Source organism: Cellulomonas sp. WB94, from assembly GCF_003115775.1.
In the GTDB taxonomy this organism is placed as follows: domain Bacteria; phylum Actinomycetota; class Actinomycetes; order Actinomycetales; family Cellulomonadaceae; genus Cellulomonas_A.
On the sequence record NZ_QEES01000002.1, the window covers coordinates 916,523 to 929,309 of the forward strand.

Annotated in this window: 11 protein-coding genes; 4 read left to right on the forward strand and 7 right to left on the reverse strand. The window is 73.1% G+C overall.

Annotation, left to right across the window (positions count from 1 at the left end):
* Position 1: 1 nt before the first annotated feature.
* Both DDP54_RS05360 and DDP54_RS05365 read right to left on the reverse strand, forming a co-directional pair.
* A complete protein-coding gene (locus DDP54_RS05360; protein WP_197711320.1) occupies positions 2-850 on the reverse strand; it encodes a hypothetical protein in 849 nt (282 codons plus the stop codon).
* Entirely contained in the window at positions 847-2,541 is a 1,695-nt protein-coding gene (locus tag DDP54_RS05365) for a phosphatidylglycerol lysyltransferase domain-containing protein (RefSeq protein ID WP_109130870.1), read from the reverse strand. Before DDP54_RS05365 ends, DDP54_RS05360 begins: the two co-directional genes overlap by 4 nt.
* Before the next feature lie 121 nt (positions 2,542-2,662).
* Here DDP54_RS05365 and DDP54_RS05370 point away from each other — a divergent pair, with 121 nt between their 5' ends.
* A complete protein-coding gene (locus tag DDP54_RS05370; protein WP_109130871.1) occupies positions 2,663-3,751 on the forward strand; it encodes an alpha/beta hydrolase-fold protein in 1,089 nt (362 codons plus the stop codon).
* Between the two features lie 6 nt (positions 3,752-3,757).
* Here DDP54_RS05370 and DDP54_RS05375 read toward each other — a convergent pair whose 3' ends face one another.
* Together DDP54_RS05375 and DDP54_RS05380 are read right to left on the reverse strand one after the other, a co-directional pair.
* Positions 3,758-4,462, reverse strand: coding sequence for an ABC transporter ATP-binding protein (locus tag DDP54_RS05375; RefSeq protein ID WP_109132376.1), 705 nt, complete (start codon positions 4,460-4,462; stop codon positions 3,758-3,760).
* Between the two features lie 17 nt (positions 4,463-4,479).
* Entirely contained in the window at positions 4,480-5,613 is a 1,134-nt protein-coding gene (locus DDP54_RS05380; RefSeq protein WP_109130872.1) for an ABC transporter permease, read from the reverse strand.
* Between the two features lie 172 nt (positions 5,614-5,785).
* On the opposite strand from DDP54_RS05380, the gene mshD reads away from it, so the two are divergent.
* From mshD to DDP54_RS05395, 3 genes are all read left to right on the forward strand, one after another.
* Positions 5,786-6,778 (forward strand): mycothiol synthase, encoded by a 993-nt coding sequence (gene mshD, locus DDP54_RS05385; RefSeq protein ID WP_109130873.1) that lies wholly within the window; start codon positions 5,786-5,788, stop codon positions 6,776-6,778.
* Positions 6,779-6,912: 134 nt separating this feature from the next.
* Complete coding sequence (locus DDP54_RS05390) at positions 6,913-9,231, forward strand: RNA degradosome polyphosphate kinase (RefSeq protein ID WP_109132377.1); 2,319 nt, start codon at positions 6,913-6,915, stop codon at positions 9,229-9,231.
* Positions 9,228-10,202, forward strand: a complete 975-nt coding sequence (locus DDP54_RS05395; protein ID WP_109130874.1) for an NUDIX hydrolase — start codon at positions 9,228-9,230, stop codon at positions 10,200-10,202. The genes DDP54_RS05390 and DDP54_RS05395 overlap by 4 nt, the downstream gene beginning before the upstream one ends.
* 15 nt (positions 10,203-10,217) lie before the next feature.
* On the opposite strand, the gene DDP54_RS05400 is transcribed toward DDP54_RS05395, so the two are convergent.
* The 3 genes from DDP54_RS05400 to DDP54_RS05410 form a co-directional block, all read right to left on the reverse strand.
* Complete coding sequence (locus DDP54_RS05400) at positions 10,218-11,222, reverse strand: inorganic phosphate transporter (protein ID WP_109130875.1); 1,005 nt, start codon at positions 11,220-11,222, stop codon at positions 10,218-10,220.
* 6 nt (positions 11,223-11,228) lie between these two features.
* Entirely contained in the window at positions 11,229-11,849 is a 621-nt protein-coding gene (locus DDP54_RS05405; RefSeq protein WP_109130876.1) for a DUF47 family protein, read from the reverse strand.
* 271 nt (positions 11,850-12,120) lie between these two features.
* Positions 12,121-12,723 (reverse strand): hypothetical protein, encoded by a 603-nt coding sequence (locus DDP54_RS05410; RefSeq protein ID WP_109132378.1) that lies wholly within the window; start codon positions 12,721-12,723, stop codon positions 12,121-12,123.
* Positions 12,724-12,787 lie beyond the last annotated feature (64 nt).

Sequence of the window (12,787 nt, forward strand, 5' to 3'; positions counted from 1 at the left end):
GCTACCTCGCGGCGGCGGGTACGACGGGGACGTGCCCCGTGGCCGTCGTCGCGGGGCTCGCGGCGAGGGCCACGCACGCGGCCAGCGCGAGCGCTGCGGCAACCAGCGCGGCACCAGGCCAGCCCGGCCGGACGGAGTCGTGCAGGACCGCGAGACCGACCGCGGCGGGGATGACGACCTCCACGACCGCCATCACGGCGGCGGTCGCCCCGACCCCGGCGCGCTCGAGCGCACGCGCGTACGCCACCGTCATCAGCAGCCCGAACCCCGCCACGGCCCAGGCGAGCGGCTCGGTGGCGACTGCCCGGACGAGCTCCCCGCTGACCGCACCCGCCGGCAGGGTGACGGCCCGCGCGCAGATCGCCGCGCCCGATGCGCCCAGCGCGGCGAGCAGCGCGAAGAGCCAGCCAGGTCCGTGGCGGTAGCAGGCCGCGGTCACCGCGGCGAGGAGGCCCAGCGCGACGAGGACGATCGCCGTGAACCCGTCGGGCAACGCCCGCACGAGCGACTCCGGGCCCGCCGCCCCGGCCAGCACGACGAGCGCACCCACGACGACGACCACAGCCACCGCGTCGACGCGTCGCAACGGCGCGTGCAGGACGACCCGCGCGAGCAGCACCGTGACGACGAGAGAGCCCGCGAGGAGCGCCTGGACGGTGAAGAGCGGCAACGACTGCAGCGCGACGAGCGACGCGAGCCAGCCCAGCAGGTCGCACCCGAGCCCGGCGACGTACCAGGGATGACGCAGCACCCCCGGTCCGGAGGCTCGCCGGGCAGCCAGCGCCTGCAGGACCGTCCCTGAGCCGTACAGGAGCGCGCCCGCGACCGCTGCCAGCAGCGCGGCACTCACGCGCCGCGACCCAGGAACCGCCCGACGACCGGCAGCTCGGTCACGCCCTCGGCGCCCGCCATGACGAGCCCCTGCGTCGCCACGAACTCGACCGAGTCGAGCACCGCGAACCGCGGCTGCCAGCGCGGGTCGAACTTGGCGTTGAACTTCCATAGCGACTCGACCTGCGCGTGGCCCGAGACCCCGCGCAGCGCCGCACGGGACAACCGGGCCCCGGCGGTCTGCGAGTCGCCGACGAGCACCTCCCGGAGGACCGCGAAGTTGAGCGAGAGCGCACCGCCGCTCGGCGCGACGTGGAAGATCGTCGCGAGCACGGCGAAGTCGATGAGGCCGTTCGGCAGCGAGCGGTCGGGGCTGCGGCGCATCACGTCGAGCGACCAGCCGTGGAGGCCCGCGGCCGGCACCCACTGCAGGAACGCCTGCGCCACGCCGGCCGAGTCCCGCACCACGGTGAGCATCAGGTCGCGGTCGTGCGGGTTGAACAGCCGCGACAGCGTCATCGAGTACCCGCGCTCGGCGGCGCCGCGCCGGTTCGCCGCCGCGAGGCTCTCGAGCTCGGCCCGCTCGTCCGGCCCGAGGTCGCACGGGTTCACGAAGGTCGCGGTGAACCCCGCACGCGTGACCCGTCCGTACGCGCCGCGCAGGCTCTTCATCGACCGGCCGTCGAGGCTGAACGTCGCGCAGTCGACGACCGCCTCGTCGCCGAGGTAGACCGGACGCAGGCCCGACGCCTCGTAGATGCCGAGCCACCCCTCGCCGGCCCCGATCACCGCGATCGACCAGCCGCCGCGCTCCGCATACGCCATGAATTCGGCCCACACGAGCTCGCGCTCGTCGGCCGGCCCGATCGGGTCGGGCGACACGAGGCACACGCCGCGCCGGACCGAGTGCGCGACGACGCTGCGGCCCGCGAAGAACCAGTCCTTGTCGTCGCGCAGGGCGAAGTAGTCGAGCGTCCCCCCGCCGTACGCGGCGACCACGGCCCGCGCCCGCTCGCGTTCGGCGACGTGCGTCGCGCCGGTGAGGTGACGCCCCTGTCGCGGCGACAGCAGGACCCACAGCGTCGAGATGACGATGCCGACGCCGACCGCCACGAGGGCCGGCGTGACGAAGTGCCCGACGCCGGGCAGCGGGAGGAGCGAGCTGCCGCCGAGCCGTTCGGCGACAGCGCGGGCCGACTCGCCGAGCCGGGGGTGGTGGCGGTGCCCGAACGCCATCGACATCCCGGTGCCGAGCAGCAGCGCGCCGACCGTCCCGCCGACCCCGAGCACAACGGCCCGGCGGACCGCTGACGTGGACGGGAGCACGGGGAACGCCCCACGATGAGGCGCGAGCCACACAGCCGCCGCGAGCGCCAGCGCGGCCTCCTCGACGTCGAGGCCCTTGACGACGTTCAGCGTGGCGGAGACGAGCAGCAGCGCGAGCGTCGCCCCCCAGGCCAGCCGCTGCCCACGGCGCAGGCCACGCGCGGTCAGCAGGAGCGCGAACGACACGAGCACGAGGGTCGACGCCGCCGCGCGGGGCACGTGGAACGGCAGGATCTCGAGCACCACGGCGAGGCGGCGGTACATCGGGACGCTGACGGCCGAGAGGATGCCCACGACCCCGACGACCGCGACGCCGACGGCAGCCTGGGTGCGCACGCGGTCGCGGCGACGCCAGTCGTCCAGGGTGGAGGTCGGATGGGGCACAGCCACATCATGACGGCCGCGGACGGCCGGCGCGCACGTCAGAGGTCGGGCAGGGGCAGCTCCCAGCAAGCCTTCGCCGAGTTCCCAGGCGGCTCCCATGTGGACGTGAGCCAATGGTGCCGTGGACAGCCCGCAGCCGGTGCCCGCGCCGACGCTGCCGCGCGACGTGCTGGTCGCCCTGAGCGACAACCATGACCTGCTGTCCACGTGGTGGCCGGCCGTCGTCGCCGCCGGCGTCGCGGTGGCGCTCGTCGTCCTGGCGGTGGCGCGTCGTCGTCGCGGCCGGCGCGCGTGGCCCGCGCGCACCGGGGCGGGGGTCGCCCTCGTCGTCGCGGCTGCCCTCGGGCTCAACGCGTGGGTCGGGTACGTCCCGTCCGTCGCCGCGGCCGCGCTGCTGCTGACCTCGCACGAGTCGGTCGGGACGGCCGCGACCGGCGGCGTCGTCCCCGTGACCATCGCCGCCCCTGCCGCGCTGCGCATGCCCACCTCGACGACGTGGGTCTACACCCCGCCGGGCTACGACCCGAGCGCCTCGACCCGCTACCCGGTCGTGTACCTCGTCCACGGCACGCCGGGCACGTCCGCCGACTGGATGTCCGGCGGCGACATCGCGCATGTCATGGACGTGCTGATCGCGCACCACCTCGTGCGGCCGATGATCGTGGTCGCCCCCGACGTCAACGGCGTCGGGCAGAGCGACACCGAGTGTCTCGACTCGACGCGCGGCGGCTCGCAGGTCGAGACGTACCTGAACCAGGTCGTCGTGCCATGGGTGGACGCCCACTACACGACGGCTGCCGACTGGAGCCACCGGGCGATCGGCGGGATGTCGTCGGGCGGCTTCTGCGCGCTCGACCAGGGCCTGCGCCACCCCGAGCTGTACGGCGCGATCATCGCGCTCGAGGCGTACGACAACCCGGGCAGCGGGGGTCGGGCGATGCTCGCGACCGACGCTGAGATCGCGGCGCACTCCCCCCGCCGGTACCTGCCCACGATGACGTTCGCGCACCCCGTGACGGTGTTCCTCGCCGCGGGTGGCGCGGCCCGCGGCGGCGACGCGTCCGAGGCGGCCGGACTCGCTGCCCAGCTCACCGCGCGCGGGCAGTCCGTGCTGTACCGCATCGAGCCGGGCCAGTTCCACACCTGGACGATGGCCCGCACGGCGATCCCGTACGGCCTGCGGGCCATCTCGGCCGCACTCGCGCCGTAGCGCACGCTAGCGCGACAGCCGACCGTCGACCATCTCGAGCACCCGGTCGCAGTGGTGCAGCACGTCGTGGTCGTGCGTGACCATGACGGTCGCGACGCCGGACCGCCTCGTCTCGCGGGCGAGCAGCTCGACGACCTCCTGGCTCCGCGCCCGGTCGAGGGCCGCGGTGGGCTCGTCGACGAGGAGCAACGAGGGCTTGGTCATGAGCGCCCGGGCGATCCCGACGCGCTGCCGCTCACCGCCCGACAGCTCGTGCGGGCGACGCGTCGCCTTGGCCGTCATGCCGACGTCGGCAAGCAGCTCGAGCGGGTCGCGCGACGCCTGATGGCGGCCCGCGACGTGGGCGACGAGCCGCAGCTGGTCGATCGCGGTGAGAGCCGGCAGGAGGTTCCCGGACTGGAAGACGAATCCGATGTGCTCCCGGCGGAACCGGGCCCGACCCTTCGCGCTCAGGGTCGCCAGGTCGACGCCGTCGATGACGACAGTGCCCTCGTCCGGCGTAGTGAGCGTGCCCGCGACGGCGAGCAGGCTCGACTTGCCCGAGCCCGACGGGCCGACGACGGCGACGAGCTCGCCAGGCTGGACGTCGAGGTGGACGTCGTCGAGCGCCGTGACGACGCTGTCGCCGTCTCCGAGCCGGAGCGTGACCCCGGTCAGGCGAAGACCGGGGTCACGCTCGGTCGTCGCGCTCGCGCCCCGGGTGGTGCTCATCATGGGTTCCTGGCTGGTCATCGCTGTCCTCCGAGCGCCGCGAGCGGGTCGATCCGGGTGATGCGGACGATCGCTGCGGCCGCACCGATCATGCCGAGCACGACGAGCAGCCCCGAGCCGAGTCCGATCGCCGGCGCCTCGAGCGCGAACGGCATGCTGGTACCGGACAAGAGCCCACCTCCGGCCACGCCGACGCCCACGCCGAGCGCGGTCGCACTCACAAGAATGAGGAGCGCCTGCACCAGGCCGTCGCGCAGCAGGTAGGACGTCGAGGCGCCCATGGCCCGCAGCACCGCCAGCTCGTGCTGCCGGTGGATGGTCCAGACCATGAAGAACGAGCCGACGACGAGCGCCGAGATCGCGTAGAGGAACACCTGGATGAGCATCAGGGTCGAGGTCTCGGCCGTGTAGCCCGGCGAGGCGGCGAACGACGCCGCGCGCGTCATGCTCGTGGTGCCGACCGCGGCGTCGCCGGCTGCGAGATCGATCGTCGCACCGTCGACGGCTCGCAGGGCGACGGCGGTCGCCTCGGAGTAGGCGTCCGCGCGCACGGGGTCGCCCGGACCCGTGCCGGCGTGCAGCTCCTGCCAGAGGCGCAGCGGTACGTAGGCCACGTCGACATGACCGAACGTGTGCTGGTCGCTGGTCGCGCCGATCACGGTCATCGTGGTGCCGAGCCGGTCGACGGTGATGACGTCGCCGATCGCGAGACCTGCATCGAGGGCCGTCCGGCTGACGACGATGTCGTCCGGCGTGGTGCCGAGCGCCGCACCCTGCGCGGCCTGCGGGGCGAGGAACGAGCCGGCCTCGACACCGAACAGGGCGAGGTCGACGGGCAGTCCGGCCTGGTTCTTCGCGTTGATGAGCAGGTTGCCGAACGGTGCCGCATCGGCGACGCCGGCGCGACCCTGCCACGCCGCCACCTCGGCGACGTCGATCGTGCTGCGCGAGAAGGCGGAGTCGGTCTTGGTGCCGCCCGCGAAGGCGAAGGCGGTGGCGGGGACGCGCTGCAGCCCCGAGACGCCGTCGGTCACCAGGCAGGACGACAGCCCTGAGAGCAGGACCACGAGCACGGCGATGAGCGCGACGACACCTCCCATGAGGCCGAACCGGGAACGTGCGAAGCTCAGCTCGCGCCAGGCCAAGAACATGGGACTCCTCTCGTCGCGCCAGGTTCCCGACGCGCTGTCGAGACAGATACCGACACTTGTGTCGATAACGCAGCGCGTCGAGTCCTGCCCGGTGCACGCCTCGTCGCCCCAGGACCCCGGCAGGCTGCGGCCACGACGCAGCACCTCGCACCGACCTCGCGACCGTGGTGGGATGACTCCCATGACCCTCCCCGACGTCCGGATCGAGACGGTTCGCGGATCGCTCGAACCCGGCATGGCTGCCGCTGTCCGGTCGCTCGCGGCCACGGCTGCCGCGGTGGACGGCGTCGCGCCGCTGTCCGAGCAGCCGCTCCTGCGCCTCGACGGCACGACCGAGACGGACGTCGTCCACCTGATCGCGCGCGACGACGTCGGCGTCGTCGGGTACGCCCAACTCGACCTCGGCGCCCCGGACGCGAGCAGCGAGCTCGTCGTGGCGCCGCGGGCGCGCGGACGAGGCATCGGGACGACTCTCCTCGCGCGCCTGGACGCGTTGGTCGACGCGCCACGCCACCTCGCGGTCTGGGCGCACGGCGACCTCCCCGCGGCGCGTGCTCTCGCGGCGCAGGCCAACCTCGTCGTCGTCCGCGAGCTGTGGCAGATGAGCCTCGACCTCACCGCACGCCCGGCGGACGCGCCCGGGCAGGGAGCCTCCGTGCTCCCCGCCGGCGTCCAGGTGCGAGCCTTCGTGCCGGGCCGCGACGAGGACGCGTGGCTCCGGCTCAACGCGCGCGCGTTCGCCCACCACCCCGAGCAGGGCCGCATGACCCGCACCGACCTCGACGCGCGCGAGCACGAGCCGTGGTTCGACCCCGCCGGTCTGCTCCTGGCCGAGCGCGACGGACAGCTGCTCGCAGCCGTCTGGACCAAGGTGCACCCGACCGACGGCGCGGAGCCGGCCGTCGGCGAGCTCTACGTCGTCGGGGTCGACCCCGACGCCCAGAGCCTCGGACTGGGCACCGCGCTGACCGCGCTCGCCCTCGACCACCTGACCGACGCGGGTCTGCGGACCGCGATCCTCTACACCGAGGCCGACAACACGGCCGCGGTGCGCACCTACACGCGCGCCGGGTTCACGCGCAGCGCGGTCGATGTGATGTTCGGTTCCGGATCTGCCCCGTCCGGCACCGCGAGTTCACCGACGAGTGGAACGATAGGCCGATGACCGACGCCACACCCTCCAGGCCCACCCGAGCACGGACGCCGCGTGCGCCCCGCCAGACGCGACCGCGCACCCCTCGCGCGGCCGCCGGGGCCGACCTTGCCGTCGCGTCGGTCGCGTCGGTCGTCGAGGAGGTCATGGCGGAGGAGAACGGCCGGTTCCAGGACGGCGTGACCGAGCGCCTGCGCGGCGGCCGCCCGCTCGCACCCCAGCTGGCCGCGCACATCGCCGAGCACATCGCGACCGAGGACGCACCCCAGACGCAGGCCGAGTACGAGCGCACCGAACGCGTGGCGCTCCCCGACGACCGGTTCCTCGACCGCGAGATCAGCTGGCTCGCGTTCAACCAGCGCGTCCTCGAGCTCGCGGAGGACCCCGACGAGCCGCTGCTCGAGCGGGTCCGCTTCCTCGCGATCTTCGCCTCGAACCTCGACGAGTTCTTCATGGTGCGGGTCGCCGGGCTCAAGCGGCGGATCGCGACCGGGATCGCCGTGACGGCCGCGTCGGGGCTGAGCCCGCGGCAGGTGCTCGAGGAGATCAGCGCGCGCGCCCACGAGCTGACGGCCCGCCACTCGCGCGTCTTCGCCGAGCAGGTCCAGCCCGCGCTCGCGGCCGAGGGCATCACGCTCGTGCGCTGGGACGAGCTGCAGGAGGCCGAGCAGGAGCGCCTGCACAAGTACTTCCGCCGCCAGATCTTCCCCGTGCTGACGCCGCTCGCCGTCGACCCCGCGCACCCGTTCCCCTACATCTCCGGGCTCTCGCTCAACCTCGCGGTCATGCTCGTCAACCCCGCGACCGGCAAGGAGCACTTCGCCCGCGTCAAGGTCCCGCCGCTGCTCCCCCGCTACATCGCGGTCGACGCGAAGGGCCGCCCGAGCGCACCGACCGCCAAGACGACCGGCGGCAAGCTCGGCCCCACGTCGTTCGTGCCGCTCGAGGACGTCATCTCCCAGCACCTCGACCACCTGTTCCCGGGCATGGAGGTGCTCGAGCAGCACACGTTCCGGGTGACCCGCAACGAGGACGTCGAGGTCGAGGAGGACGACGCCGAGAACCTCCTGCAGGCCATGGAGAAGGAGCTGCTGCGGCGCCGGTTCGGCCCGCCCGTCCGGCTCGAGCTCGCCGACGGCACGAGCCCGCGCATCCGCGAGCTGCTCACACGCGAGCTCGGGGTCGTCCCGGCCGAGGTCTACGACATGCCCGCGCCCCTGGACCACACCGGCCTGCACCTCATCGCCGACATCGAGCGCTCGGACCTGCACTTCCCCAACTTCGTCCCGTCCACGCACCGGCTCCTCGCCGAGGTCGAGTCGGCGACCCCGACCGACATCTTCGCGGCGATCCGCGCGCACGACGTTCTGCTGCACCACCCGTACGACTCGTTCTCGACGTCGGTCCAGACGTTCCTGCAGCAAGCCGCCGCCGACCCGGCGGTCCTCGCCATCAAGCAGACGCTGTACCGGACGTCGGGCGACTCCCCCATCGTCGACTCGCTCATCGACGCCGCCGAGGCCGGCAAGCAGGTCCTCGCGCTCGTCGAGATCAAGGCGCGGTTCGACGAGGAGGCGAACATCTCCTGGGCGCGCAAGCTCGAGCAGGCGGGCGTCCACGTCGTGTACGGCATCGTCGGGCTCAAGACCCACTGCAAGCTCAGCCTCGTCGTGCGGCAGGAGTCGGACGGGCTGCGCCGCTACTGCCACGTCGGCACGGGCAACTACAACCCGAAGACCGCGCGCATGTACACCGACCTGGGCCTGCTCACGTGCGACCCCGACGTCGGCCAGGACCTGACGCGGCTGTTCAACCAGCTGTCGGGCTACGCGCCCAAGTCGCGGTTCCACCGGCTGCTCGTCGCGCCGCGCTCGGTCCGCTCGGGGCTCATCGAGCGCATCGACCGGGAGGCCGCCGCCGCCCGGGACGGCCGACCCGCGTGGATCAAGATCAAGGTCAACTCGATGGTCGACGAGGACACGATCGACGCGCTGTACCGCGCCTCGCAGGCCGGCGTGCCGGTCGACCTCGTCGTGCGCGGCATCTGCGCGCTGCGGCCGGGCGTGCCGGGCCTGAGCGAGACCGTCCGGGTGCGCTCGATCCTCGGCCGGTTCCTCGAGCACTCCCGCATCTTCGCGTTCGCCGCGTCCGACGGCGTGCTGAGCATGAGCGGCGGCGTCCCGGCGCGGGCCTCGGACGGTCCCGAGGTGTTCATCGGCTCGGCCGACCTGATGCACCGCAACCTGGACCGGCGCGTCGAGGCGCTCGTGCGGATCGCCGACCCCGACGAGATCACCGAGCTGATCGACCTGCTGACCGAGTCGGCCGACGACCGCACCGCGTCGTGGCACCTCGAGGCCGACGGCACGTGGGTCCGCCACCACGTCGGACCGACCGGCCCGCTGCGCAACCTGCAGACCGAGCTCATCGCCCGCCAGCGTCGACGCTTCGGTTCCGCCCGGTGAAGACTGCTGCCCCACCCGTCGTCGAGGCAGCGGGCGCGCTGGTCTGGCGGCTGCGCCAGGGCCGGCTGCAGGTCGTGCTCGTGCACCGGCCGCGCTACCAGGACTGGTCCTGGCCCAAGGGCAAGCTCGACGCGGGCGAGTCCCTGCCGGGAGCCGCGGTGCGTGAGGTCTCCGAGGAGACCGGCTACGACGTGGTCCTCGGGATCCCGCTGCCGTCGCTCGAGTACCCGCTCGTCGACGGCCGGGTCAAGCGCGTCACCTACTGGGCCGCGCAGATCGCCGGGCGGCCCGACGCGGCCGCGCTGGTCGCCCGGCCGCCCGTGCCGCGCGCCTCGACCGACGAGATCGACCGGACCCGGTGGCTCGACGTCGCCGCCGCCGCGAAGAAGCTGACGAACGTGCTCGACTGCGAGCCGCTGAACGCGCTCGTCGACGCCCACACCAGGGGCCGGCTCGTGACGCGTGCTGTGGTGATCGCACGGCACGGCAAGGCCCGCCGCCGCTCGACCTGGCCGGGCACCGAGCTGGACCGGCCGCTCACGCCCGTGGGCGTCCTGCAGTCCGCGGCCCTCGTCCCCGTGCTGTCCGCGTTCGGGGTCACCGACATCGTGACGAGCCACTGGGCGCGGTGCCGGACGACCATCGAGCCGTACGCCGAGGCGACCTCGATCGTGCCGCGCGACTCGGTCCACCTGACCGAGGCGGAGCACGACAGCTCACCCCAGCGGGTCGAGGCGGAGGTCGACGGGCTGCTCCGGTCCGGCCGCGACGTCGTCGTGTGCACGCACCGACCGGTCCTGCCGACGGTGCTCAAGGTCCTGGCGTCCCATGCGGTGCACGCCGCCGAGGTGGCACTGCCCTCGAAGGACCCGTACCTCAAGCCGGGCGCCGTGCTGGTGGCGCACGTCGCGCACAGCGAGAAGGGTCCGCGGGTCGTGGCCACCGAGACGCACCGGCCGCCGGTCGCCTGACGGGTTGGCCGGACCTCAGACGAGTCCGACGAGCCTGACTGCGGTGTAGACGGCCGCGGCGACGAGAGCCGCCATGGGGATCGTCAGGATCCAGGCGACACCGATGTTCCGGGCGACGCCCCAGCGGACCGCGGACAGCCGCTTCGTGGCGCCGACGCCCATGATCGCCGAGGTGATCGTGTGGGTCGTCGAGATGGGCGCCTGGAAGACGAACGCCGTCGTGTACAGGACCGAGGCCGCGGCCGTCTCCGCGACGAACCCGCGGGCCGGGTCGAGCTCGATGATCTTGCGCCCGAGCGTGCGCATGATGCGCCAGCCGCCCGAGTACGTGCCGAGCGAGATCGCCGACGCGGCACACAGCTTGACCCACAGGGGGATGTCCGTGCCGCTGTGGAACCCGCCCGCGACGAGCGCGAGCACGATGACGCCCATGGTCTTCTGCGCGTCCTGCAGGCCGTGCCCGAGCGCCATGGCGGCGGCCGAGGCCGTCTGCGCGAGCCGGAACCGTCGCTGGGTCTTCGTCGGCGCCATGTTCCGGACGATCCACAGCACACCGACCATCGCGACGTACGCGAGCCCGAAGCCCACGAGCGGCGAGATGACCATCGGCAGGACGACCTTGTCCAGGATGACGGCCCAGTGCACCGTCGTGGCCGACGCGAGCCCGGCGCCGGTGAGGCCACCGATCAGTGCGTGCGTCGAGGACGACGGCAGGCCGAGCCACCACGTGACCAGGTTCCACGCGATCGCGCCGATCAGCCCGGACAGGACGATCACGAGACCGTGCACCCCGGCCTCAGGGCCGATGTCGATGATGCCGGAGCCGATCGTGTGCGCGACGCCCGTGCCGAGCAGCGACCCGAGCAGGTTGAACACGGCGGCCATCAGCAGTGCGGCGCGGGGTGTCAGGGCCCGCGTGGACACCGACGTCGCGATGGCGTTCGCCGCGTCGTGGAATCCGTTGGTGTAGTCGAAGCCGAGGGCGACGACCACCACGACGACGACGAGCGCGATCTCCACCTGGGCTCAGGACTCCTTGAGCGCGATGGTCTCGACCGTGTTGGCCACCTTCTCGAAGGCGTCCGCCGCGTCCTCGAGCTTCTCGACGACCTCCTTGAGCTTCATGAGGAGGATCGGGTCGGTGATCTCGTCGAACAGCTGGGCCAGCAGCTTGCGGTGGGCCTTGTCGGCCTGGTTCTCGAGGCGGTTGATCTCGACCCAGTACTCGGCGAGGTCGGACATCGAGCGCAGCCGGGGCATCGCCTCGGCGGTGAGCTCGGCGGCCCGCTGGAGCACCTGGACCTGGTCCGCGACGCGCGCCGGGAGCGCCTCGAGCTTGTAGAGCACGATGAGGTCCGACGCCTCCTCCATGTAGTCCATGCAGTCGTCGAGGCTCGCGGCGAGCATGTAGATGTCGTCGCGGTCGAACGGTGTCACGAACGTCTGGTTGAGGCGTCGCATGATCGAGTGCGTGGCCTCGTCGGCCAGGTGCTCGGCCTCGCCGATGCGCTTGTTGATCTCCTTGCGGCCGGCGCGGTCGGCGCCGAGCATCTCGCTGAGGAGGTTGGCCCCTGTCACGAGGTGTTGCGCCGAGGCGGCGAAGAGATCGAAGAAGGTGTTGTCACGCGGCGTCAGGCGCAGGCGCACAGGAGGCTCCGGTGGAGGGGAAACATGTCACCACAGGCTAGGGCAACGCGGAGGTGAACACGTAACGCGGTGGGCGACCGCCAGGTGTACGCCGGGCCGTCGAGCGGGTGAACTGCGGGGGCAGCGAGGATCGGGGGCAGCGAGGATCGGGGGCGACGCCGGACCGCAGAGCGCCTGTCGGCGCGGAGGCCGCTCGTAGCGGCTGTGTGTGGAGCCCGGGGCTACCGCGGCCCGACGTCGCCGCCCATTCTACGACGCACCCTTGTGAGGGTCAGTCGAGCCGTTCAGCGCGCCACAGGCCGGCCGCCTCCTCGAGCTCCTCGGACGTCCTGACCAGGGACGACGCCCCGCGGGTCAACCGCTGCGCCGCGCTCGCGTCGGCTCCCTCGAGGTAGTCGGCGTCGAACGCCGCGCCGGTCGCGAGGACCCGGCAGAACGCGGCGCCGCGCTCGAGCGCGACCGCGAGGTCGCCGGTGTAGACGCCCGACAGGACGGCGTCGACCATGTCGCGCAGCTCGGCCGGCCCCGTGGGCTCGGCGACCCCCGCCACCACCTCGTGCACGGGCGCTGCCGAGACGCCGAGCCGGTAGCGCTCCGCGAGGGTCTGCGGGTCGCGCCGCACCCACTCGCGCAGCACGTACAGGCGCCACAGGGCGCCGGGCAGGGTCCGGGGCGGACTGTCGGCCCACATGGCCGCCACCACGTCGAGCCCCTCGGCCTCGACGAGACCGACGAGCCGCGCGACGAGCTCGGGGTCGTCTCCGCCGCGTCGCCCCTGGTGCACGATCGCGCTCGCTGTCGTGTGGGCGACCTCGGACCGCAGCGCCGGGTCGAGGTCACCCGGCAGCTCGTCCGCCTGCGCCGGGCTCAGCATCGCCGGCCGCCGGGGCCGTCGCGCCGTGCCGTCTGTGTCGGTCATCGTTCGATTGTCGGTGACG